At 49.2% G+C, this 22,900-nt stretch carries 17 protein-coding genes; 15 read left to right on the forward strand and 2 right to left on the reverse strand.

Annotation, left to right across the window (positions count from 1 at the left end; translation table 11 throughout):
* The first annotated feature begins 2 nt into the window (after positions 1-2).
* The 8 genes from KPC83_RS01235 (at position 3) to prfA (ending at position 8,943) form a co-directional block, all read left to right on the forward strand.
* Positions 3-830: a PTS system mannose/fructose/sorbose family transporter subunit IID gene (locus tag KPC83_RS01235; RefSeq protein ID WP_216278786.1), complete on the forward strand. Its 828-nt coding sequence runs from the start codon at positions 3-5 to the stop codon at positions 828-830.
* Positions 831-935: 105 nt separating this feature from the next.
* Positions 936-1,919 (forward strand): SIS domain-containing protein, encoded by a 984-nt coding sequence (locus KPC83_RS01240; RefSeq protein WP_216278787.1) that lies wholly within the window; start codon positions 936-938, stop codon positions 1,917-1,919.
* Positions 1,920-2,102: 183 nt separating this feature from the next.
* Positions 2,103-2,825, forward strand: a complete 723-nt coding sequence (locus KPC83_RS01245; RefSeq protein ID WP_216278788.1) for a GntR family transcriptional regulator — start codon at positions 2,103-2,105, stop codon at positions 2,823-2,825.
* 152 nt (positions 2,826-2,977) lie between these two features.
* Entirely contained in the window at positions 2,978-3,883 is a 906-nt protein-coding gene (locus tag KPC83_RS01250; protein WP_216278789.1) for a transporter substrate-binding domain-containing protein, read from the forward strand.
* Positions 3,884-3,895: 12 nt separating this feature from the next.
* Positions 3,896-5,056, forward strand: coding sequence for an amino acid ABC transporter permease (locus KPC83_RS01255; protein WP_216278790.1), 1,161 nt, complete (start codon positions 3,896-3,898; stop codon positions 5,054-5,056).
* A gap of 12 nt (positions 5,057-5,068) precedes the next feature.
* Complete coding sequence (locus KPC83_RS01260) at positions 5,069-5,884, forward strand: amino acid ABC transporter ATP-binding protein (RefSeq protein ID WP_216278791.1); 816 nt, start codon at positions 5,069-5,071, stop codon at positions 5,882-5,884.
* Between the two features lie 154 nt (positions 5,885-6,038).
* A complete protein-coding gene (locus tag KPC83_RS01265; RefSeq protein ID WP_216278792.1) occupies positions 6,039-7,616 on the forward strand; it encodes a M20/M25/M40 family metallo-hydrolase in 1,578 nt (525 codons plus the stop codon).
* Positions 7,617-7,872: 256 nt separating this feature from the next.
* On the forward strand, positions 7,873-8,943 hold the full coding sequence (gene prfA / locus KPC83_RS01270) for a peptide chain release factor 1 (protein WP_216278793.1): 1,071 nt from the start codon (positions 7,873-7,875) through the stop codon (positions 8,941-8,943).
* A 1,883-nt stretch (positions 8,944-10,826) separates the two neighbouring features.
* Here the strand turns inward: prfA and KPC83_RS01275 are convergent.
* A complete protein-coding gene (locus KPC83_RS01275; protein WP_216278794.1) occupies positions 10,827-11,252 on the reverse strand; it encodes a hypothetical protein in 426 nt (141 codons plus the stop codon).
* Between the two features lie 374 nt (positions 11,253-11,626).
* On the opposite strand from KPC83_RS01275, the gene KPC83_RS01280 reads away from it, so the two are divergent.
* The 4 genes from KPC83_RS01280 to nifJ all read left to right on the forward strand — a co-directional run bounded on the left by KPC83_RS01280 (position 11,627) and on the right by nifJ (position 17,513).
* Positions 11,627-11,944 (forward strand): YbaB/EbfC family nucleoid-associated protein, encoded by a 318-nt coding sequence (locus KPC83_RS01280; protein WP_256441475.1) that lies wholly within the window; start codon positions 11,627-11,629, stop codon positions 11,942-11,944.
* A 36-nt stretch (positions 11,945-11,980) separates the two neighbouring features.
* Positions 11,981-12,577, forward strand: a complete 597-nt coding sequence (recR, locus tag KPC83_RS01285; RefSeq protein WP_216278795.1) for a recombination mediator RecR — start codon at positions 11,981-11,983, stop codon at positions 12,575-12,577.
* Between the two features lie 11 nt (positions 12,578-12,588).
* On the forward strand, positions 12,589-13,824 hold the full coding sequence (locus KPC83_RS01290; protein ID WP_253200945.1) for a cation diffusion facilitator family transporter: 1,236 nt from the start codon (positions 12,589-12,591) through the stop codon (positions 13,822-13,824).
* 146 nt (positions 13,825-13,970) lie between these two features.
* Positions 13,971-17,513 carry a pyruvate:ferredoxin (flavodoxin) oxidoreductase gene (gene nifJ, locus KPC83_RS01295; protein WP_216278796.1) on the forward strand — a complete coding sequence of 1,181 codons (3,543 nt, stop codon included), beginning with the start codon at positions 13,971-13,973 and terminating at the stop codon, positions 17,511-17,513.
* A gap of 1,778 nt (positions 17,514-19,291) precedes the next feature.
* Here nifJ and KPC83_RS01300 read toward each other — a convergent pair.
* Positions 19,292-20,305 (reverse strand): LacI family DNA-binding transcriptional regulator, encoded by a 1,014-nt coding sequence (locus KPC83_RS01300; protein WP_216278797.1) that lies wholly within the window; start codon positions 20,303-20,305, stop codon positions 19,292-19,294.
* A gap of 117 nt (positions 20,306-20,422) precedes the next feature.
* Between KPC83_RS01300 and KPC83_RS01305 the strand changes: the two genes are divergently transcribed.
* The 3 genes from KPC83_RS01305 (at position 20,423) to KPC83_RS01315 (ending at position 22,823) form a co-directional block, all read left to right on the forward strand.
* Positions 20,423-20,635, forward strand: a complete 213-nt coding sequence (locus tag KPC83_RS01305; protein WP_216278798.1) for a hypothetical protein — start codon at positions 20,423-20,425, stop codon at positions 20,633-20,635.
* Between the two features lie 87 nt (positions 20,636-20,722).
* On the forward strand, positions 20,723-22,063 hold the full coding sequence (locus KPC83_RS01310; RefSeq protein WP_216278799.1) for a glutamine synthetase family protein: 1,341 nt from the start codon (positions 20,723-20,725) through the stop codon (positions 22,061-22,063).
* A gap of 97 nt (positions 22,064-22,160) precedes the next feature.
* Positions 22,161-22,823 carry a response regulator transcription factor gene (locus KPC83_RS01315; RefSeq protein WP_216278800.1) on the forward strand — a complete coding sequence of 221 codons (663 nt, stop codon included), beginning with the start codon at positions 22,161-22,163 and terminating at the stop codon, positions 22,821-22,823.
* The last annotated feature ends 77 nt before the right edge of the window (positions 22,824-22,900 follow it).

A 22,900-nucleotide genomic window follows, 5' to 3' on the forward strand; every position in this document is an offset into this window, starting at 1 on the left:
ATATGTCTACAGCATCAACGTCAAAGAATTGGAAAATCTGGCAGCTCTTTTGGCGCTCTTGGGCCATTCAAGACTCATGGAATTACGAACGCCAGATGAATATGGGCTTCTTATACGGTCTTGTGCCTACGCTCGATCGTATGTATCCAGACGAGTCTGACCCCGTACAGCTTGAGCGCAAAAAAGAGGCATACCGCCGCCACATGGCCTTTTATAACTGTACGCCACAGACCAGCGCGTTTGTACTTGGTCTGGCGTCTTCAATGGAAGAGGAGTATGCCAAGGACCCAGAAAGCCTCGACCCTAACTCCATCAATGCCATGAAGACCTCATTGATGGGACCGCTCTCAGGTATTGGCGATTCGTTTTTCCAAGGCACTATTCGCGTAATTGCTTTTGGCTTGGGCGTGCAGCTTGCTCAGCAGGGTCAAATTTTAGGCCCTATCTTGGCTATGGTTATCTCATTTTTCCCGTCGGCGCTGGTTACCTGGTTTGCAGCTAAGTTTGGATATGAGGGAGGACACCAATACCTGTCGCGCCTGCAAGAAGGCAAGCTCATGGACAAGGTTATGTATGCTTGTGGTGTTGTTGGTCTTATGGCAGTAGGTGCCATGATTGCAACCGTCATTGGCGCCGGAACACCAGCAAGCTTCTCTCAGGGGACGCTGGTTATCCAGGATATTCTCGATACCATCATGCCTCAGATGATTCCTCTTCTACTAACGGGTGGTATGTATGCCCTTATTAAGAAGGGTGTTAAAAACGGGTGGCTTTTAGTCATTGCGCTTGTGGGTGGAATTTTGCTCTCGGTTGCAGGAGTTTTGTCGTAGTGCACTTGGGCGCGGCATACATAGTGGTGCCGTGCCGTTTTTATGCATTGCACAGTTTGTACGTGTGTATGTGGGACTTATCCCACTTTGAAAGGAACTTATTTTATGTACGAAATCGATCTTGCATGTCCCCAACAAATTGTTGCTCACTTGCTTAAGGCGCACGAAATTAAGCAAGTTGCCTTTGTGGGCTGCGGTGCGTCTATGTCTGAGCTCTATCCGGCTTTTTATTTCTTGAAAAACAATACGCAGCAGCTTAATGTCCAAATTTTTACGGCAAATGAGTTTAACTATGATAAACCTGCATGGCTGGGTACTCATACCTTGGTTGTTAGCTGCTCATTAGGTGGTGGCACACCTGAAACAGTTGAAGCTAATAAGTGTGCAAAAGCTGCCGGTGCATCGGTTATTGCAATTACACATATACCAGATTCTGCACTCACCGAAGGCGTTGACGCGGTGATTGTTCATGGCTTTGAAGCAAACTATGCGGCAAAAACAGAAAAGATGGGTTATGCCTTAGCACTTGCACTTGAGTTGTTGTACCAAATTGAGGGAACTGAGCTGTATGAGGATATGTGTGCTGGCTTAACTGGGGTTTTTGAAGTGGCTGAAAACGCAGCTTTAAGTTCTGGAAAAGATGCGGCACTTTGGGCTCATGCTCATAAAGATGACGACTGCATTCATTTTATGGCGTCGGGTGCAAGCGAGAAGGTTGCATATTCTACATCGCTCTTTTTGATGATGGAAATGCAGTGGATTAATTCGGGCAACTTTAATTCAGGTGAGTATTTCCACGGTCCTTTTGAGCTAACCGATGACAAACATAGCTTTGTACTGTTTATGTCTGATGGAAAAACACGTCCGATGGACGCTCGTGCACTTGCGTTCTTACAGCGCTTTGATGCACAGTACTTGCTTATTGATGCAAAAGACTTTGGTTTAACCAATGTTGTGCCTGCATCGGTTGCTACCTATATAAGCCCGCTGGTACATACGGCGGTGATGCGTGTATACGCAGAACAGCTCGCTGAGGCGCGTCAGCACCCCTTGACCAAGCGCCGGTATATGTGGAAGCTCACGTATTAGGCATACGTTCTAAAACGTTTGCTGCAATATAGTATTTGTTGAGACAGGCTCTGGAGCCTGTCTCTTTTTGGGTCTATTCCTAAAAAGGGGCGGTATTTTAGTAGCATTTTGCCGCCATACTGCGCATAAGGTACGGTAAAATTTATAACGTTATATACAAGAATACAGAATGGAACACTCAAGATGCAATCCTCGCAGCATACACCGCTTTATCAGCAAATATGTGCAGAGCTTAAAGCAGCAATTAGTTCAGGACAATATGCCCCAAAGGATAAACTGCCTTCTGAGCCTGAATTGTCAAAGCGCTACGGTGTAAGTCGTATTACGGTGCGCCGGGCGGTCGAGGAGTTGTGCGACGAAGGTTATGTGGTTAAACAGCAGGGGCGCGGAACCTTTGTGAGTTCGCCGCCAATTGATCGCTTTTTGCTGCAACATGACATGGTCAAAAGTTTTTCTCATGTTTGTGCTGATGCGGGCGCAATACCTGGTGCTCAGCTTATTAGCAGGGAGATAATTCCTGCTGGTGCAGAAGAACAAGACTTTTTGCAGCTTGATGAACAGGATTTGGTGCTGCATATTCGTCGTCTGCGCACTGCGGATAACACCCCAATTTTTCTCGAGAATATATTTTTGCCCTATCTGTCGTTTCGAGAATTGCTCACACGCGACCTTAATGATTGCTCAATTTTTGAAACTATTGCCGAGCTTACCGGAACACTTCCTGCGCACACGCCGTTTAGGATGGTAGAAGCAGTTAAGGCAAGTGCCGAACAAGCCGCATATCTATCAATTTCGCCCGGCGACCCGCTGCTTTATCTGCATGCACACTTTGCGTCTAAGACCGATACACCGCTGTGCATTGGTAGGCAGTATTACGTGGGAAAACGTTTCCGTATCAAGCTATAAAAACTGTGCTTTGTTACGCACATTGTTAGCGGGACGTTTCCATTTCGTATCTATTCGGAAGCTTGTTATTTTTCGGGTCTATACTAGCCCCCAAGTTTTTCGCCCTGCTGCGTTTTGTGGTGGGGCGTTACTACAGAGAGAAAGGACAAGCGATGAAACAGTTTTCTAAGCCTATGAGCCGCCGCGTTTTTGTACGTGCAGGCCTCGCTGCCAGTGCCACCACCATTGCCGCTCTGTTGGCGGGTTGCCAGCGTCCGAGCAATGCGACATCAGGGCAAAATGGTAGCGCTGCTCAAGGTGCCGACCCTTCCGAGGCTGTCCTTGCAAAGAAGCAACTCCGTATTGGTATGGAGGCAGCTTATGCCCCCTACAACTGGCAGGTGTCTGAGGAGTCTGAGTTTACGATTCCTATTGATAATGTTCCGGGCGCTTTTGCCGATGGCTATGACGTGCAAATTGCAAAATACCTTGGCGAGCAGATGGGCTTTGAGCCGGTAGCGGTCAAGCAGAGCTTCTCGGGTCTGATTGACTCGCTCAATAACGGTCAGATTGACCTCATCATTGCAGGCATGTCTGCAACTGACGAGCGTCGCCAGTCTGTGGATTTCTCTGAGCCGTATTTTGTGGGCTCCTTTGGCCTGTTTGTTATGAAGGGTTCGTCTTACGAGAACGCTACCAAGCTGAGCGATTTTGCGGGCGCTACCGTTCTTGGTCAAAAAGACACCATGCTTGATGATGTTATTGACGAGATTCCCGATGTTATTCACAAGACACCGGTTGATTCGGTGCCCACGGTATTTAGCAACCTCAAACAAGGTACCTGCGATGCGGTGACCTTCAATACCGAGAACGAGGCTGGCTATATCAAGCAAAACCCCGACTTTGTTGCCGTTAAGTTTGCACCAGGTGAGGGTTTCAAAGAAGAAGTTCCCTGCAATGTTGGTATGAAAAAGGGTTCAACGAAGCTGTTGGAAACCATTGACAAAACCTTGGCTGAACTGAAAGAGGATGAGCGTCAGAAGCTTTGGGATGCGGTTCTTGAGCGTCAGCCTGCCTAAGGGGGCTACCCTATGAGTTATTTCTCGCGCCTTGCCACCTTTGTGCGGGCGAATCATCGCTACGTCTATTTGGGCACGAGCGTTATTGCAGCTCTAGGTCTTGCGTCAGCACAAGAGTTGGCAACGTCGTCGAGTTTTTTGTATCCCACAGGCATCGTTCAAGATGTCCTGTGGGGCTTTCTTTGGGCATGGCTGGCGCTTGCGGCGGCAGCACTTGCTTCAAAGATTGTTTTGCGTGCGCGCTACGCTGAAACATCGCTGTTTTCGGGCGCAAGTAAGCGCGGCATTCCCGCTGCAGCTCTTAGGTGGGGCTCTTATCTCATTGTGCTGATTACCTGCCTTTTTATAGTTGACCGCTATGTGGTGGGAACGTATGACTTTGCTATGGCAAGTATTGCGCTCGACTCTAATCCGCCTGATTTTTTGTCCGGTCTTATTTACATGACCTATAAGAGCTGGCCACTGTTGCTGAGCGGTATTGGCACCACAATTGCCCTAGCATTTTTTGGCACCATTATTGCCTTTTTCTTGGGGCTTATCTTGGTCTTTGTATATCTACAGCAGTTTGACCGTGTCGATAACGACTTTGTCCGCTTTGTGAAAACAATTGGTCGCGGCTTTGCAAGGCTTTACAGCACTATCGTGCGCGGCACACCCATGATGGTGCAGGCACTGCTTATTTATGCGGCGGGTTTTGTGGTTGTTCGCGGCTTTGGGCTCAACACGGCAGAAGCAAATGCGGTTTGGAGCCAATTTAGCGCGGGCTTGGTTACAATTTCGCTCAACTCCACCGCCTACCTTATGGAGGTACTGCGCGGTGGTATCGAGGCGGTAGACCCAGGTCAGGCTGAGGCTGCGCGTTCGCTTGGCCTTTCTCAGTGGCAAGCTATGAGGCGCGTTGTATTTCCGCAGGGCATAAAGCACGCAATTCCCGCGCTAACAAACGAAATCATCATCAATATCAAAGACTCGTCGGTTCTCTCCGCGATTGGTGTCTTTGACCTGTACTTTGCAACAACCACTATCGCTGGTCTGTATTACCGTCAGATGGAAGTGTATGTAGTTGCCATGGCTATCTATCTGGTTCTGACACTTATTGCTGGTCGTATGCTTGAAGCCTTGGGGCGCAAGCTCGGTGCTTCCGAATCCAAGACTTTTCTCAGCTCAAATTAAGGAGGCAGGCATATGACACATACTACTCCTGCTGATACGGTTGCTCACACAACAGATGAGACACAGGGTTTTGGTGCCAAGGCTTACCTCGGCGATGTTTTAATTGCTGTTGAGGGGCTACGCAAGAGCTTTGGCGAGCTTGAGGTGCTTAAAGGCATCAATCTCACAGTTGCAAAAGGTGAGGTTGTTACCCTTATTGGCGCTTCTGGCTCAGGCAAATCAACCTTGCTGCGCTGCTTAAATTTGCTCGAAGAACCAGATGAGGGCAATGTCTGGTTTCAGGGCAATAATCTCACCGATTCGCGCTGCGATGTAAACGCGCTTCGTCAACACATCGGCATGGTATTTCAGGGCTTCAATCTGTTTAATAATATGGACGTGCTTGCAAATTGCACGTTGGCTCCTGTGTTGCTAAAAAAGGCAAGCAACGATGAGGCTGAAGCGCTGGCAATGAAGCATCTTACAAGTGTTGGCTTGGCTGACTTTGCGCATGCCGATGTGAGCCGATTGTCGGGTGGACAAAAGCAGCGGGTAGCTATTGCGCGTGCATTGTGTATGGACCCAGAAATTATGCTGTTTGACGAGCCCACGAGCGCGCTTGACCCTGAGATTGTGGGCGAGGTGCTTGATGTTATGAAAAGCCTTGCGCACGATGGTATGACCATGATGGTGGTAACGCACGAGATGGACTTTGCACGCACGGTTAGTGACCGCGTGGTGTTTATGGACCAAGGGGTTATCTGTGAAGAGGGTAGCCCTGAGCAGATTTTTGGCAACCCAACACATGCTCGTACGCGCGAGTTTTTGGCACGCTACCTTGAGGCATAATAGGTTTTACGGTAGAGCCTGTTGCGCTTTGTGCTTGCTGTATTCGTGTTTATAGAGTGGCAGCAAGGTATATGAGAAGAGGCTGCTTCGCATGGAGGTGGGGTATCGGTGCCGGAGCCGATACCCCACCGTTTGTATAGGGGAGCGTGATGGTATGAAGAAGGTATCAGCTGCATTAAGGTCTGAGCTTGGACAGGGAAGCGAATCAAATGCGCTTGTATCTGATGACAAGTCAAATGTTCCGGCTGGTAGTGCAGTGGCTGAGCTACCGTCTTGCTGTGGTGCCAGCGCAGGGGGCGAGGCGCAGCCTGGGCTTGGTGTTACGCAATTTTTTGCTCACGAAGATGATTATCCTGAGCTGGACGAAGCAGCCATATCGGCGCGCCTTGGTGCGGTGATTGCGGTGCCTAGCATCAGCACGACGGACGCGCGTCAAACTAATCGTGCGGCCTTTGAGGAGCTTCATACCTTGTTGCGCCATCAGTGGTCTCGTGTTTTTGCTGCTGCAGAGCTTATACAACAGGATTTATCCCTGCTTCTGCTTATTCCCGGCTCTGACCCTACACTTGACCCTATCATGATGATGGCGCACCTCGATGTAGTGCCTATAGTACCTGGTACTGAAGTCGATTGGACTCATGCACCCTTTTCGGGTTATGTCGATGAGACCTTTATTTGGGGTCGTGGTGCAATTGACATGAAAAGCCAGCTTACAGGCATGTTTGAAGCTGTTGATTTTGTCTTGTCTCAAGGTGTTGAGCTGCGTCGAGGTCTTATACTCGCCTGCGGGCAGGACGAAGAAACGCTTCAGCAGGGTTCAAAAGCACTTGCTGCGGAGCTTGAGCAGCGTGGTATTCACCCAGCGTTTTTGCTCGATGAGGGCGACTATCGTATCGTTGACGGCGCAGTTTATGGGGCACCGGGCATGCACCTGATGCATGCCGCGCTTGCCGAAAAGGGCTATGCCGATGTAATACTCACGGCTAAAAGTTCGGGTGGTCATTCGTCAAATCCCTATGGTGGCTCCTCGCTTGAGGTCTTGGCACACGCAATTAGTCGTATCGCTAATCTTACATGGCCGGTTACTCTAACACCGCTTACGCAAGCAATGCTCCTTCGCTTGCTGCCTGAACTGTATGAAGGTCCGCTGGTAGAGATGGGTATTAACTCGGCAGATGAGCTTGTGACCCAAGCAGATGAGATTGCCAAGGCTTGTCTTGGTCACCCTGAGCTTTATCCCTTAGTTACTACAACTTGTGCGCCTACCATGATTGAGGGCGGTTCAACGGGGGCTAATGTGCTCCCACAAGATATGTGGGCAAATATCAATTTTCGGACGCTTGCTGGTACAACAGCACAGGACGTGCTCGCACGTTGTCAGGCCGCAATCGCGGATTTGCCGGTTACGGCGACACTAGGTCCTGGTGCTACCGACCCTAGTCCTGCTGACGCTCTGCCCAGTTTTGGCTTTGATGCTATCGCGCATGTTGCAGCACGCTATTTCCAAGAGCAACAAAACCCCATCACGCTTGTGCCAAGTACGGTGATTGGTGCTACCGACGCTGCAAGTTATAGCAAAATTTGTTCTGAGTGTATTCGCTTTTCTGCCTTTACGGTGGATGATGCTGAGTCTCAGCGGGGCGTCCATGGCACCGATGAGCGCATCAGCCGCCGCGCCTATCTGCAGGGAATCCGTTTTTACATTCGTTTGATTACCGAAGTTGCTGCCTAGCTAGATTTCGCTGTAGCTTCTTTGGGCGTGCGCTGTATGTAGGCTCGCCTTATTTGAAGTGAGCGCGGGTATGGTATGCTTAAACGTCTAAAAACGTTTGCTTGGGGTATAGGGTTTAAGCAGGAGTTGGTTTTAGGCACCTCTCGCACCGGATACACAAAGGAGTTCGCATGTCCTTTACGCTCGATAAGCTCTAGCTCTGCGGGGGCACCGTGGTGCTCATATGCAATGCCCTCTATCGATTGAAAGGATTATCATGCGCGACAAGCTTGAAAAACTTATTGAGGCTTATGCCGAGCTCGAAAAGAAACTCTCCGATCCTGCAGTTGTAGCCGATCAAAAAGAATATATGCGTCTTGCAAAAGAGCATGCACATCAATCTGAATTGGTTGCACGTGCCCGCGAATATGTGCAGGCGCTCGATGATATTGATGCTGCAAAAGAGATGCTCCATGAGACGAGCGATGCTGACGAAAAGGAGATGTTGCAGGAGGAGATAAGCTCAAACGAGGCAAAACTGCCCCAGCTTGAGGAAGATATCAAGTTCATGCTTATCCCCGGCGACCCCAACGACGAGAAGAATACGATTGTTGAGATTCGTTCTGCTGCAGGTGGTGATGAGGCGGCTATTTTTGCCGGCGACCTCTTTAAGATGTATCAGCGTTTTTGCGAAATGCATAAGTGGAAAATCACCGTACTCGATTCAAGTCCTAGCGAGGTAGGCGGCTTCAAAAGTATTGAGTTTAAGGTTGAGGGCGACAAAGTATATTCGGTTATGAAGTACGAAAGCGGCGTGCACCGAGTACAGCGTGTTCCCAAGACTGAGAGTCAAGGGCGCATTCAAACCTCAACAGCAACCGTGGCAGTGCTTCCCGAGGCAGAAGAAATTGACATTCAGATTGACCAGGGTGACCTGCGTATTGATACCTATTGCGCCTCAGGTCCTGGCGGTCAGTGCGTAAATACCACGTATTCGGCGGTGCGCATTACACATCTGCCTACCAACACGGTAGTGCAGTCGCAGGAGCAGCGCAGTCAGATTCAAAACCGCGAGGTGTGCATGCAGATGTTGCGTGCGCGTTTGTATGAGATGGAGTTGGAGCGTCAGCAGGCAGAGTTGGGTGCAGAGCGCCAGAGCCAGATTGGTCACGGTAACCGTTCGGAGAAGATTCGCACCTACAACCAGCCGCAAGATCGCGTAACTGATCACCGCATTGGTTTTAATAGCACCTATAACAATGTGCTTTTGGGCGAGCAGCTGCCAAATGTCATTGATGCCTTGGCGGCAGCTGACCGTGCGGAGAAACTTGCTCACGCAGTTGACTAAGGCGGGTGTTGAGCTTACGTGCGAGCTGTCTCTGGCTTGTTGTTTGCGCATTAATCCGGGTGAATGAATTGCACGTTTGTTGGGTGGTATAGTTTTCACTTCGCCAACTTGATGATTGATTTGCAGGTTTACGAGGTGGCATAGTCTTTTCACGGGAACTGCGCTTCGCGAAAGTTCCCTTAGAAAAGCTATGCCACCCTTATGTTGTGGCTCAGCTATTCCTAGTTCACAGGTCAGTTTGCTCCCACTTTGCAGACAGCTTTTCATTGCATTTCAGTGGGTCGAATGGTTGCATTCTTCGAATGTGCTCCGCAGAATTCTCCGAGTACAATCATTCGTCCTTTTCTTAGAGTAAATGTCAAATACATATACAGCACTTAGCTCATCCCACACCCTGCTATGCGATAGCAGCACATTCCCACACCACGCTATGTATAAGCAGTGCGTATAAGATGAAGAAGTTTTTGTTGAAGATTTTACGCGGCAAAGGAATACACTCCTCAGGTAGACTGCACCACCCGACAAACTACCCAGTAACGTGGGTTCAGCAAAACTGTTGGTTTCTCAAGTTGAAATCGACCAAGGTATTGCATTCTACGAATGTGCTTCGCAGAATTCTCCGAACGCAATACCTTGGTCTTACGTCTGTCCTTCGTGCTTGAGACAAACGAACATTCCAATAAAGCTGTGTCCCGAGAGCACTTCTCTGAAAAAAAGTTCATTTCTTTTCTATGTGGGCAGATTTCAAAACACCGCCGACTTAAATGAGCAATTTTGACAGAAACGGGCAACCTGGCACTAAATTCTGACAAAAACGGGCAATGTGGCAATAAACCCCCTGCAGCAGGAAAAGATACACTTCATCTACCTACAGGTTTATAAAACAACAAATAACCCACGGGGGTTCTACACTGCCAAATTGCCCATTTCTGTCAAAAGAGAGTTGGACTAGCATCGCCCGCGCGATTTAAGGTCTTGAACAAACCCTAGTTACCGAGCAAGTGCGACGCAATCTCTAACATAAGTCACAGCTGAAGTCGCAACAACCGAGCTTAACTTGACACCCGCGTAATATTTCTGACCTATACATCAGCAGTATTGACTACCAAGATGCTCAATCAACACCTCTGACCAGCGCTTTGGCAAAAATGACTAATTTGACGCAAAAACCTGTCATTTTTGACGAATTTGACGTAAGTCGACAACTGTAGCTTTACTCACAGCTCATCTACCTGCAGTTTTGCAAATCAAATACTAACCCGCTGGGTTATAGAGAGTACAAATTCGTCATTTTTGACAAAGCGACAGGTGTAACTTATTGCAGTGGCAAGAGAGTCGGCACTCGATACGGCGAAATAGTGCTGCTGTCTCGCTTTGCGATGCAATGTCGGTACGCTACTCTAACATGCAGCAGCTCACTATTGGTGTGCTACAGTAATGTTTCGGCTGACTGGGAAGCTGCAGGGATTCATGGAGCAAACAATGCTCCTACGAAATTGCGACAACTCTGAGGCTCTGGAAGTTAATTAATCTAGTGTACGTATTTTTGCCCACATCCCAAGTATAGGGGGTCTGTACAAGTATGTTTTTCAGCATTTCCGCAGGAAAGACGCTTTACTTCAGTAGAGTGTACTTGACCCTTTGCAACAAATTCGTACACTAAACGGATTTGCTTTACAGCGAAGGCAGAAACCTTAAGAGTCATACCTCGAGATGTGTAAACGAAGGCTTCAAACCTCGCCTACTTCAAAATCAACCTGCTGGAAAACCCATTTGTCTGGTCAATGTATAGAGCCGTAGCCTCCCTAGGCTATAGCCTTCTGTGTCACCGTGTTTTCCAGCAGGCTAGAATCTTTAAGAGCAAAAAATAAATACTAAACTGCTTAGAAACTTGCTCCAACCATGTAATAGGCTGCAACGCACCACGCCACTGCAACGATAATAAGAGCAGATAAGAGGATATAACGCAGACTTGTATTCTCTTCGCCGGCTTTCAGAAATTCGCTTGAAGCATTTGCAACGTATCCCATATTTGCATACGCAAATGTTGCGCGTATGAGATTGACTGCGACAAAAGCAAGCAGAACCCAGCGTAGATACATCCATGGGATGAATTTGAAATAGAACGGTGTAAGCAAGGCAAGCACGGTAGATAGAAGCATACGCCCGCCAAGGTAAGCTGAGCTACCGCCAAAGCACCCTAAAAAGAGAGTGATGATTCCATACATATACCGAGACTTCTTGACAGTCTTTTGATTATGGTCTACAGCCTTAATGTTTGCCATAATCGATGAAGTATTCGTTGACATATGAACCCCCTTCTGCAGAGCACATTTTGTTGGAAGTCAGCTGATAGACGAAAAAGACCTACTTCCCATGACTTCGCAAATCCTTAGTACAATTATTTATTATTTTTTTCTTAACATTTGACCCTATCGGTGAGCGGTATAAAAACCTTGGTAAACGGTATCTTTTATGAGCTAATTGTGTGTGAATGTATCAAACAAAATGAGGCAAAAGCGAGGAGTTATAAATTCAGCTCATCATGAGGGGTTGTAATATCCCTATATTACACCACAATCCCCGTTGCCCGCCTATCGTGGTACCATGCTAGTTACATGAATGCTGTACCAGCGTTCACTCACGAGACATCAACGAGATACTTTTTGGCAAGGAGCGCCTTATGGGCATGAACATGAATCAAATGATGCAGCAAGCTCGAAAAATGCAAGCACAGATGGCAAAAGTTGAGGAAGAGCTTAAATCTACAACAGTAGATGCGTCAGCAGGCGGCGGTATGGTAAAAGTGGTCGTCAATGGTTCAATGCAGCTTGAATCTATCACGATTGATCCAGAGGCCTTGGACCCATCTGACGTAGAGATGCTGCAAGATATGATTGTTGCCGCCGTAAATGAGGCGCAGCGCGGCATTGCAGAAATTGCCAATCGCCAGATGAGCGCCGTGACCGGCGGTATCAATTTACCGGGCATGCCGTTTTAGCGCCTACGGCCTAAGTGTTAGATACGCAACGTAGTTATGTCAGCAAATCAAAGCCTCCAAATCTTACTTGATGAGCTTGGTCGTCTTCCAGGCATCGGTCCTAAGTCGGCACAGCGTATTGCTTATTATTTGCTTGAGTCTGATGCCGAAGAAGCTCGCCGTTTAGCAGATGCCATTTTGATGGTTAAGCAGCAGGTACATTTTTGTAGCCGTTGTTTTAATTATGCAACTGCCGATGAGTGTTCTATCTGCATTGATTTCACGCGCGATACACACCGAATCTGCGTGGTAGGGGAGCCGCGTGACGTAACAGCTATTGAGCGCACGGGAAGTTATCGGGGCTTGTACCACGTGCTTGGTGGTGTAATTTCTCCAATGGATAAAATTGGTCCTGAGGATTTGCACATTCGTGAGCTGCTTGCACGTTTAGGAACAGAAGATATTACCGAGGTCATTATTGCTACCAATCCCAATATTGAGGGAGAGACAACAGCCAGCTATTTAGCGCGTATCATAAAGCCGCTTGGCGTTGAGGTAACGCGCCTGGCAAGTGGTTTGCCGGTTGGCGGCGACCTTGAATACGCTGATGAGCTGACGCTTGGACGAGCTATTGAAGCGCGCCGAGCGCTTTAAGGGCTTGTGGTATGAGCACATCTAAAAACAAGAAACAACCGCCAAAGAATCAGCCGCAAAAAATACTTGCTGATATACGGCTTGCGCTTACGCCGGGTATGTCAGAAGAGCTGCGCAATAATCCCGAGCGCCGTGCACGCATGGGTACCCTCGTGAGTGTGTTGGGCATTTTGCTCAACGTGCTGCTCTGTGTTGTAAAAGGTCTGGTTGGACTTGCAATTTCCTCGGTTGCCATGGTGGCCGATGCAATAAATAACCTTTCAGACGCATCAAGCAACATCATAAGTATGGTAGGTTTTCGACTGGGACGTCGTCCTGCCGACCGCCAACATCCCTACGGACACGGCCGTTTTGAATATCTTGCAGGCATGGTAGTTGCGGTGCTGGTGACTTCGGTAGGGTTAGAGCTTATCCGCAGCTCGGTTGAGAGTATTATGCAGCCTGAGCCTCTACACACGAGCCCAGTTGCGTTTTTGGTGCTTGTTGTATCTATTGTGATAAAACTCGCCATGATGGCTTTGAATATGCGCGTGAGCGCCTCAATTGTCTCTGAGCCGCTGCGTGCAACTGCGCTTGATGCACGAAACGATGCCATAGCGACGGGCGCCGTGTTGGCGTGCATTATAGTTTCTGCAGTAACTGGTATTAATATGGACGGCTGGGCAGGTCTGGCAGTTGGTATCTTTATCCTGGTGAGCGGTCTTATGTTGGTGCGCGATACTATCAATCTGCTGCTTGGCAAAGCTCCTACCAATGCAGAAATTGATGCCATTTTGCAGCGCATTCTTTCGTATCCGCATGTGCTTGGCACGCACGACCTTATGGTGCATGATTATGGCCCTGGTCGAAAATTTGCTTCAGCGCATGTTGAGATGCCCGCTGAGCTCAATCCGCTTGAAAGTCATATGGTACTTGACCAGATTGAGCAGGATTTTTTATCTGAGTGCAATCTTATTATGACCCTGCACTACGACCCTTTGGTAACCGATGACCCCGAGCTGCAAGACATTCGTAATTTTGTAGCCGAGCAGGCAACAACTATAGATGAGCGCTTAAGCGTGCACGATGTTCGTCGCGTAGTTGGTCCCACTCATACCAACATCATATTTGATTGTGTAAAGCCCTATGATGTTGTACTCACTGAAGAAGAGTTAACTTGTTTACTAACTGAGCGGGTGCAGGGGCGCTACCCTCGGGCTTTATGCAAAATAACCTTTGACGAATCGTATGTAAGCTCCTCACAGTAAACCGGTATTTCCTGCAACTTTGAGCTTCCTTAGCAATTTACACTCAGAGTTTTTGTTCCGGGCGGTACAATGTTTCAACATGGTTAATCCGTAGGTGCTCTCGCCGGAGCATCTTGCATGTACACCTATTGAGAGGAGAGGGGTATATGGCACGTACGTTCAAATCTATGGACGGTAACGAGGCTGCAGCATACGTCTCGTATGCGTACACGGAGGTGGCGGGTATCTATCCCATCACCCCATCGAGCCCCATGGCCGATCACGTAGACATTTGGGCTTCCCAGGGTATGAAAAATATCTTTGGGGCTAAGGTTAACGTGGTTGAAATGCAGTCCGAGGCTGGCGCTGCTGGTACGGTTCACGGGTCTTTGGGCGTTGGCGCGCTCACGACCACCTACACCGCATCGCAGGGTCTGTTGCTGATGATCCCCAACATGTACAAGATTGCAGGTGAGAATCTGCCAGCGGTCTTTCATGTAAGCGCACGTACCGTGGCAACACATGCCTTGAACATCTTTGGCGATCACTCCGACGTTATGGCTGCTCGCCAGACTGGCTTTGCAATGCTTGCCGAGGGTAACGTTCAGGAGGTTATGGACCTTTCCCCGGTTGCTCATCTGGCAGCTCTTGAGGGTTCGGTCCCTTTTATCAACTTCTTTGACGGCTTCCGCACCTCGCACGAGATTCAAAAAATTGCCGTGTGGGACTTTGAGGACTTAAGAGAGATGTGCGACATGGACGCTGTACAGCGCTTCCGTGACCACTCACTCAACCCAGAGCGCCCCAGCGCCCGTGGTTCTCATGAGGATGGCGACATCTTCTTCCAGCACCGTGAGTCTTGCAATCATTTCTACAACGAGCTTCCCTCGGTTGTAGAGAGCGTCATGGCAAAAGTGAATGCCAAGCTGGGCACCAACTACGGCCTGTTTAACTACTACGGCGCTGAGGATGCAGATCGTGTTGTTATCTGCATGGGCTCGTTCTGCGACACGCTTGAAGAGGTTATTGACTACCTGAACGCTCATGGCGAGAAGGTCGGCTTGGTGAAGGTTCGCCTGTTCCGTCCGTTCTCCATCAAGCACTTTGTTGATGCGTTGCCAAAGACCGTTAAAAAGATTGCTGTTATGGACCGCACCAAGGAGCCAGGCTCCATTGGTGAGCCGCTGTATCAAGACGTGGTATCAGCGCTTTATGAGGTAGGCAAGTCAGATATTACCGTTGTGGGTGGCCGCTATGGCTTGGGTTCAAAAGACACCACACCGGCCTCAGCCTTTGCTATCTTTGAGGAGCTCGCTAAGGACGCTCCAGCACGTGAGTTTACCGTTGGCATTGTCGATGACGTAACCAAGCTTTCTCTAGCCGAGAAGCCCGCTCCTAACACCGCAGCTGAGGGCACCATCGAGTGCAAGTTCTGGGGTCTTGGCGGCGACGGTACCGTTGGTGCTAACAAGAACTCGATTAAGATTATTGGTGACCATACCGATAAAAACGTTCAGGCATACTTCCAGTATGACTCCAAAAAGACGGGCGGCATTACCATCAGCCACCTGCGCTTTGGCGACCAGCCAATCCGTTCAACCTATTACGTAACCAAGGCAGACTTTGTGGCCTGCCATAACCCCAGCTACGTCGTTAAGGGCTTCAAGATGGTTCGCGACGTAAAGCCTGGTGGTACCTTCCTAGTTAACTGCCAGTGGACACCGGAGGAGTTCTCCAAGCACCTCAACGCAGAGGCTAAGCGCTACATTGCAAAGAACAACATAAACGTCTACCTGATTAACGCTGTTGATTTGGCTGAGCAGGTTGGCATGGGCAAGCGCACCAACACGGTGTTGCAATCGGCCTTCTTTGCGCTGGCTGGCGTGCTTCCTCTTGAGGACGCCTTGCAGTACATGAAAGATGCTGCCACCAAGTCATATGCCAAGAAGGGTCAGGCTATCGTTGACGCCAACCATAAGGCTATTGATGCTGGTGCAACGGCATTTGTTAAGTTTGAGGTGCCTGCTGATTGGGCAGAGGCTGTTGACGTAGTTGAGGACGAAGTTCCTGTTGAGCTTAAGAGCGCTATCGCTAAGCAGGTTCATGAGATTTTGAACCCAGTTTCACGCATGGAAGGCGATAGCCTGCCCGTCTCTGCCTTTGTGGGTCATGAGGACGGACAGTTTGAGATTGGTGCTTCGCAGTACGAGAAGCGCGGTGTTGCATTCCAGGTGCCGGTATGGGACCAGGACAAGTGCATTCAGTGCAATCAGTGCGCCTATGTTTGCCCGCATGCTTCAATCCGTCCCTTTGCTCTGGACGATGTTGAGCTTGCCGCAGCACCTGAGAATATGCGCGTAATTGATGTTCGCAACCCCAAGGGCAAGGGTCTGCACTTTGCTATTTCTGTCAGCCCGCTCGACTGCATGGGCTGCACCAACTGCGCAAAGGTTTGCCCCAAAGACGCTCTTACCATGGTGTCGCAGGAGAGTCAGCTCGAGGAGCAGAAGGTCTTCGATTACGCTGTGGCTCACGTTAGCGAAAAAGAGCAGCTCATCAACAATACGCTGGTGGGTACCCAGTTCAAGAAGCCGCTGCTTGAGTTCTCAGGTTCTTGCGCAGGCTGCGCCGAGACGGCATACGCTCGTTTGATTACGCAGGTTGCTGGTGACCGCATGTTTGTTTCCAATGCAACGGGCTGCTCTTCCATTTGGGGTAATCCTTCGGCACGTAGCCCATTTACTACCGACGCAAACGGTCATGGTCCGGCGTGGAACAACTCGCTGTTTGAGGACAACGCCGAGCACGGTTTGGGTATGCTGCTTGGTTATGAGGCAGTTCAGGATAAGCTGGTTGTTGTCGCCGAAAAGATGATTGCAAGCGACACAGAGAGCGACGAGCTTAAGGCCGCAGCACAAGAGTGGCTTGATAGTCGCCATGGTGCCTATGAGTCCAAGGTAGGCGCTGCCAAGCTCTTGGCTGCCTGCGAGGCCTCTGAGAGCCCGCTTGCTAAAGAGATTCTTGCCGATAAGGAATATCTCACCAAGAAGTCCTTCTGGATTATGGGCGGTGACGGCTGGGCCTACGACATCGGCTTCGGTGGTCTTGACCACGTTATTGCATCGGGTCATAACGTCAACATCTTTGTCTTTGATACCGAGGTGTACTCCAACACCGGTGGTCAGGCATCTAAGGCATCAAATATCGGTCAGGTTGCCCAGTTTGCAGCAGCTGGCAAGGTAACCAAGAAGAAGAGCTTGGCTGAGATTGCTATGAGCTATGGTCACGTATACGTGGCACAGGTTGCTATGGGTGCAAATCCCACTCAAACGCTCAAGGCAATTACTGAGGCCGAGGCTTATGACGGTCCTTCCATCATCATTGGTTACAGCCCCTGCGAGATGCACTCCATTAAGAAGGGTGGTATGCAGAACTGCCAGATGGAGATGAAAGATGCAGTAAGCTGCGGGTATTGGAACCTCTTCCGCTTCAATCCGGCAGCAGCGGCTGGCAAGCGCTTTGCGCTTGATTCTAAGGCGCCGGCGGGTGGCTATCAGGACTTCTTGATGAACGAAGCACGCTACGCTGGTTTGACGCGTTCGTTCCCCGAGGCAGCTGAGGAGCTCTTTGCTCGGAGCGAGAAGGAAGCTATGGAGCGCTATCAGCATCTGGTACGCTTGAAGGACGTGTATAACGCGGTCGAAGAATAGGTAGTAAGGACCTACGCCGCCTCTTTTCTGAGGTGGTGTAGGTCGAGCTAGCTTTGTGTTTGCTGATTGATTTGCAAGCCTGTTGGGTGATATTGGCCTTTCGCATCGTCTAAGTTAGGCGAATGGTTCGTAAGCTTACGGGGTGGCAGAGGCTTTCTCTTCGTTAGTTTGACGAGTGAATTGCAGGCGTATGGGGTGGCATAGTCTTTTCACAGGAACTGCGCTTCGCGAAAGTTCCCTTAGAAAAGCTATGCCACCCTTATGTTGCAGCTCTATCTCACCTGTTTTATGAGCTAATTCACCCTCTCAATAGATTACTTATTACCTCATATCAACTGGACGAATGATTGCATTCTACGAATGCGCTTCGCAGAATTCTCCGAACACAATCATTCGTCGTTTTCCTTAGAGTAAATGCCAAATACACATACAGCAGTCGGTTCACTTACGCCCTGCCATGCGATAGCATCACATATAAGAAGAAAGGAGTTGGGTTGTAGCTTTACCAAGGCAAAAGAGATTCACGCCTCAGGTAGACTGCACCAACCGAAAATCTACCTAGAAACGTAAGCTAAGCATAATGGCTCGTTACTCAACTTAAATAAGACCAAGGTATTGCATTCTACGAATGTGCTACGCAAAATTCTCCGAACGCAATACCTTGGCCTTTCGGCTGCTCACTGTGCTTGAAGCAAACTGCATCTCAATAAAGTTGTGTCCCGAGAGCACTTCCCTGAAAAAGCACCTCGTTCCTCTCTTGTGCGGACAGATTCCAAAACACAACCAACTTGGATGAGCTGTTTTGACAGAAAGGGGCAATTTGGCAGTAAAACCTGACAAAAACGGGCAATGTGGCAATAAACCCCCTGTAGCAGAAAGAATTGCACTTCATCTACCTGCAGGTTTACGAAACAACAAATAACCCACGGGGGTTCTACACTGCCAAATTGCCCGTTTCTGTCAAAAGAGGGTTGGACTGGTAGTGCCAGCCATAGAAAACAGCGTATCGAAAAACTTAACTTCCGAGTGTTCGTAGCTCAACTTCCAACATAAGTTGTAGCTGAAGCCGCAACAACCGAGCTTAACTTGATGCCTGTCTAATATCTCTGACCTATACATAGGCAGTATTGACTGCCAAGATATTCAAACAACCCTTCTAACCTGCGCTTTGGCAAAAATGACTAATTTGACGCAAAAATCTGTCATTTTTGACTAATTTGGTATAAGGAGACAATTGTTGCTTTATACGCGGCTTATCTACCTGCGTCTTTATGAAACAAATACAAACCCGCTGGGTTATAGAGAGTACTTTTTAGTTATTTTTGCCAAAGCGACAGCTGTAACTTATCTATGTGACAAGAGCGTTAGCATCTGATACGGCGTAATAGTGCTGCTATTTCGTTCTGCGAAGCAATGCCGATATGTTAACCCAACGTGTAACGATGCATCGTTGTCTTGTCGCAGCAATATCCTGGCGTAATGGGAAGTCGCAGGGATTCTTGGAGCAAACAATGCTCCTGCGAAATTACGAAAACTCAGGGCTTCTGAGAGGCAAATCGTTTTAGTGTACGAATTTTTGCCAGCAGCCGACTATAGGGGGTCTGTATAAGCAAGGTTTTCAGCATTTCAGCAGGAAAGACGCTTTACTGCAGTAGAGTGTACTTGGCTCTAGTCAAAAATCGTACATCACATCGATTTGCCCCTAAAGCCAAGCAACCAAACAACACATTGAGCCGTAGCATCTACCGCATACCTGCGCAGCGTCTAAGCCCTAACCCCTAAAAGGTTGAGTCGCCCCACGAAATAGTGCAGTCAAGCTCTTGATGCTGAATTTCAAGCTCCCGATCGCCGAGGGCTTCAAGCAAAATACGACCCGCTTCTGTTCCTTCCGCATCGGCAGGCTGACACACCACAGACACCGATGGCGTTGCCACGCGCACCCATTCGGTGTTGTCAAAACCTAACAGACCAAGCCGCGGCATATGCTCATAGAAAGGTCGAAGTGCCACATAAATATCAGCAAGCGCCCAGCAATTGGCAACAAAAATCAGTGTAGGGGTTGTCTTGTCAAAATAGGTTTCAACAAAGGAAACCACTTGATCGCGGTCAACTCCCTCATCTTGCAGAATAAACTCGTCGTAGCTCAGACCGTGCTCTTTTAGCGCATCGGCAAAACCCGTGACGCGCTCCACACGACTTGAAATAAGTCCCGGGTTTGCGGTAATCAGCAAAAAGCGCTTATATCCTCGTTGAATGCATTCAGAAACTGCTTGGAAAGATGCCTCATAGTTGTTTGCTTTCACCCAGTGCGTCTGCGTGTCGTACATACGTGAGTCAATACAAACCAGCTCTTTACCTGCCTCGGTAATCATCTTGTGAATACCCGCTGATTGTGCCGTTGGCTGCAGCACAAATCCATCCACTCCCAGCGCAAGCAGCTGGTCGATAATAGCGAGCTCATTTGCGGTGTCATAGCTCGAATTGCATACGAGCACCCGGTAATCGTCCTCGCGCACCACATGATCAATCGCCTTCACCAAGATATTCGAGAAAGAATTGGTGATATTACCGATGATGATGCCCAGAAGGCGCGTATCTTTATCATTAAGGCCGCGCGCAAGGGGGCTCGGCTTGTACCCGGTTTTTTCGATAGCTTCGGTAATTTTCTCCTGGGTAGCCAGCGACATACGCTCCGTTTTGCCATTGAGGTAAAAGGAGACCGTTGTCTTAGAAACACCAGCCATGTCAGCGATGTCACGTATAGTCAATCGCCGGGCGGGACGGTTGGTCATGAAGCACCTTTCTACGCTATTCAAAATAAGTGTATCATCATGTGCTTATTTATATCGTCTTGGCATAGCTATCTCTTTTGCGTTAAAGTTAGATAAAGAAAACACGAAGGGGGCAGTATGAATCTCACTGACCTTGCCGTTTTGGCGATTATTCTAGGAGCGCTCGTGGCGGTGTTTTTGCGTGTGGCACGTAAAGGTACCTGCGGAGACTGTTCATCAGGCGGAAGCTGCTCGGGACATTGTGGGAGTGACCATCACGCTTCATGTCCCGCGGTAAAAGGTGTTGATCAAATCGCTGAGGAGCTTTCCCACGGCATGCACAAACATTAAGTTAATCTGGTATCTTTACGAAACGCCCGCGAAACATCATTATGGGAAAGTGATGCCAAGATTTTGGGCACGAGAAGGGTCACCAGTATGGACTTGCAGCAAAACATCGATTTTGTCCTGCGCACCGTTGAAGAGCGCAATATTCGCTTTATCCGCCTATGGTTTACTGACGTTCTAGGGCGTCTTAAAAGTTTCGCCATTGCTCCTGAAGACCTGGAGATTGCGTTTGAAGAGGGTATTGGCTTTGACGGCTCGAGTATCGAGGGCTTTTGTACGCCTGACGAGGCCGATATGCTGGCGTTTCCTGACCCTACAACCTTTCAGATTTTGCCGTGGCGCCCAAGTAATGATGGCGTTGCTCGCATTTTCTGCGATGTCTACTCACCCGACCGCAGTCCCTTCCCAGGCGACCCGCGTGAGGCTTTGCGCCGCATGTTTATGAAGGCGGAGCGTGCAGGATATATCCTAAACGTGGGCGCTGATATGGAGTTTTATTATTTCCCTGACGAAAAAACGCCAGAGCCTCTTGATGATGTAGGTTATTTTGACTTGACGCCGCAGGATTCGGCACGTGATTTACGTCGTTCTATGGTGCTGCGACTCGAAAAAATGAGTATCCCGGTTGAGTACACCTATCACAGCTCAGGTCGCTCGCAGCATGGCATTAGCCTGCGTCACGCTGAGGCGCTCAGCATGTCTGACGCGCTGATTACCGCCAAGCACGTCATTATGCTTGAGGCTTATGAGGCCGGTATTCACGCAACCTTCATGCCCAAGCCACTTGCACACGAGGCTTCGAGCGGCATGTTGCTGCATCAGTCCCTGTTTAACCATGATGGCGAAAATGTATTTTGGGGCGCAGATGATGAGAAATATCATCTCTCGGATATTGCAAAGAGCTACATGGCAGGCATTCTTGACCACGCGGCAGAGCTTTCAGCGATAACAAATCCAACGGTTAATTCATATAAGCGTCTACAGGCTGGAAGCGATATTACCCCTGCGTATGCTACTTGGGGCTTGCGTAATCGCTCAGCTATGATTCGCGTGCCAATTTATAAGCCAGGAAAGCACCAGTCCTGTCGCATCGAGCTACGCACGCCTGACCCTATGGCCAACCCGTATCTGGTTAATGCGGTTACTCTAGCGGCGGGTCTTGATGGCATTGAGCGCGGTTTGAGCTTGCCTTCAGAGTGCACCGGTGATTTGCTGCGCATGTCTGACCATGAGATTCGCCAGCGTGGCATTACGCCTTTGCCACGCAGCCTTGATGCGGCGCTTGATATTTTTGAGCAATCTGATTTTATGCGGGCGGCCTTGGGTGAGCACATTCACAGTTTCTTCCTCAAGAAAAAGCGTGAGGAATGGCGTCGGTATGCAAGCACTATTACCGAGTGGGAGCTCAAATACTACTTGGCTAATTCGTAAGAGACACCAGCTTGGGCGGATAAAACATGGCAGCCCGCTCAGGCATAATACATGGTAGAGTGTATGCCAGCACTTCTGTTGTTTGGGGAGGGAAGCCATGGCAGAAAAAAGCGTCCTATTCATGGCTCGTACCACGCGCTTTCATGAGTATGTCAGAACGCTCAGCACCAGTATTGGCGCAGAGGTTTTTGTTGCAACACCTGACTCCCCGGGGGCAAGCTCTGATTTTAACCTGCTGGTGCTTGATGCCGATGGTGTGAGAAGCGACCGATTAGAGCAAATTGCCAAGTGGCTTGAGGGTAGAGGGTCTATCCCTATGCTCTTGTTGGTAGTTGATGAGGGCTTATCTGAACTGTGTATTCCTCCGCATGTGCGGGTGGATTTTGTCTGTGCAGGTGCCTCTGAGGCAGAGCTTGAGCTGCGTGCGCGTCGTTTGCTGGGCGAAGATGACCCCTTTTGCTCTGAGGATGTGGTTTCAATTGATGGCATGACCATCAACTTGGCAACCTATCAGGTGACGCTTGATGATAAGCCTGTTGATTTGACACTTATGGAATACTCGCTCTTGTCGTTTTTGGTAACTCATCCCAATCGAGCCTATAGCCGCGAGGTGTTGCTCCATCGTGTGTGGGGTTTTGAGTATTGCGGCGGCACACGTACTGTTGATGTGCATATTCGTCGTATTCGCTCTAAGGTGGGACCACAGATTGCGGCTCATATTTCAACCGTTCGAGGCGTAGGATATTTGTTTAAGGAATAGACCTCAAGGCTCAAGACGTGCTGAGGCACTTTGCAGCAAAGGAAATCTCCGGGTCCGTGATATTCGCGCGCCCGGAT

The sequence above is a fragment of the Collinsella sp. zg1085 genome (assembly GCF_018889955.1).
Lineage (GTDB): Bacteria > Actinomycetota > Coriobacteriia > Coriobacteriales > Coriobacteriaceae > Collinsella.

Coding starts and splice junctions, on each gene's coding strand:
- KPC83_RS01245 (WP_216278788.1), top strand. CDS start 2,103: ATGCAATCCTCGCAGCATACACCGCTTTATCAGCAAATATGTGCAGAG.
- KPC83_RS01260 (WP_216278791.1), top strand. CDS start 5,069: ATGACACATACTACTCCTGCTGATACGGTTGCTCACACAACAGATGAG.
- KPC83_RS01255 (WP_216278790.1), top strand. CDS start 3,896: ATGAGTTATTTCTCGCGCCTTGCCACCTTTGTGCGGGCGAATCATCGC.
- KPC83_RS01275 (WP_216278794.1), bottom strand. CDS start 11,252: ATGTCAACGAATACTTCATCGATTATGGCAAACATTAAGGCTGTAGAC.
- prfA (WP_216278793.1), top strand. CDS start 7,873: ATGCGCGACAAGCTTGAAAAACTTATTGAGGCTTATGCCGAGCTCGAA.
- KPC83_RS01250 (WP_216278789.1), top strand. CDS start 2,978: ATGAAACAGTTTTCTAAGCCTATGAGCCGCCGCGTTTTTGTACGTGCA.
- KPC83_RS01240 (WP_216278787.1), top strand. CDS start 936: ATGTACGAAATCGATCTTGCATGTCCCCAACAAATTGTTGCTCACTTG.
- KPC83_RS01265 (WP_216278792.1), top strand. CDS start 6,039: ATGAAGAAGGTATCAGCTGCATTAAGGTCTGAGCTTGGACAGGGAAGC.
- KPC83_RS01310 (WP_216278799.1), top strand. CDS start 20,723: ATGGACTTGCAGCAAAACATCGATTTTGTCCTGCGCACCGTTGAAGAG.
- KPC83_RS01235 (WP_216278786.1), top strand. CDS start 3: ATGTCTACAGCATCAACGTCAAAGAATTGGAAAATCTGGCAGCTCTTT.
- KPC83_RS01305 (WP_216278798.1), top strand. CDS start 20,423: ATGAATCTCACTGACCTTGCCGTTTTGGCGATTATTCTAGGAGCGCTC.
- KPC83_RS01315 (WP_216278800.1), top strand. CDS start 22,161: ATGGCAGAAAAAAGCGTCCTATTCATGGCTCGTACCACGCGCTTTCAT.
- KPC83_RS01290 (WP_253200945.1), top strand. CDS start 12,589: ATGAGCACATCTAAAAACAAGAAACAACCGCCAAAGAATCAGCCGCAA.
- KPC83_RS01280 (WP_256441475.1), top strand. CDS start 11,627: ATGGGCATGAACATGAATCAAATGATGCAGCAAGCTCGAAAAATGCAA.
- recR (WP_216278795.1), top strand. CDS start 11,981: ATGTCAGCAAATCAAAGCCTCCAAATCTTACTTGATGAGCTTGGTCGT.
- KPC83_RS01300 (WP_216278797.1), bottom strand. CDS start 20,305: ATGACCAACCGTCCCGCCCGGCGATTGACTATACGTGACATCGCTGAC.
- nifJ (WP_216278796.1), top strand. CDS start 13,971: ATGGCACGTACGTTCAAATCTATGGACGGTAACGAGGCTGCAGCATAC.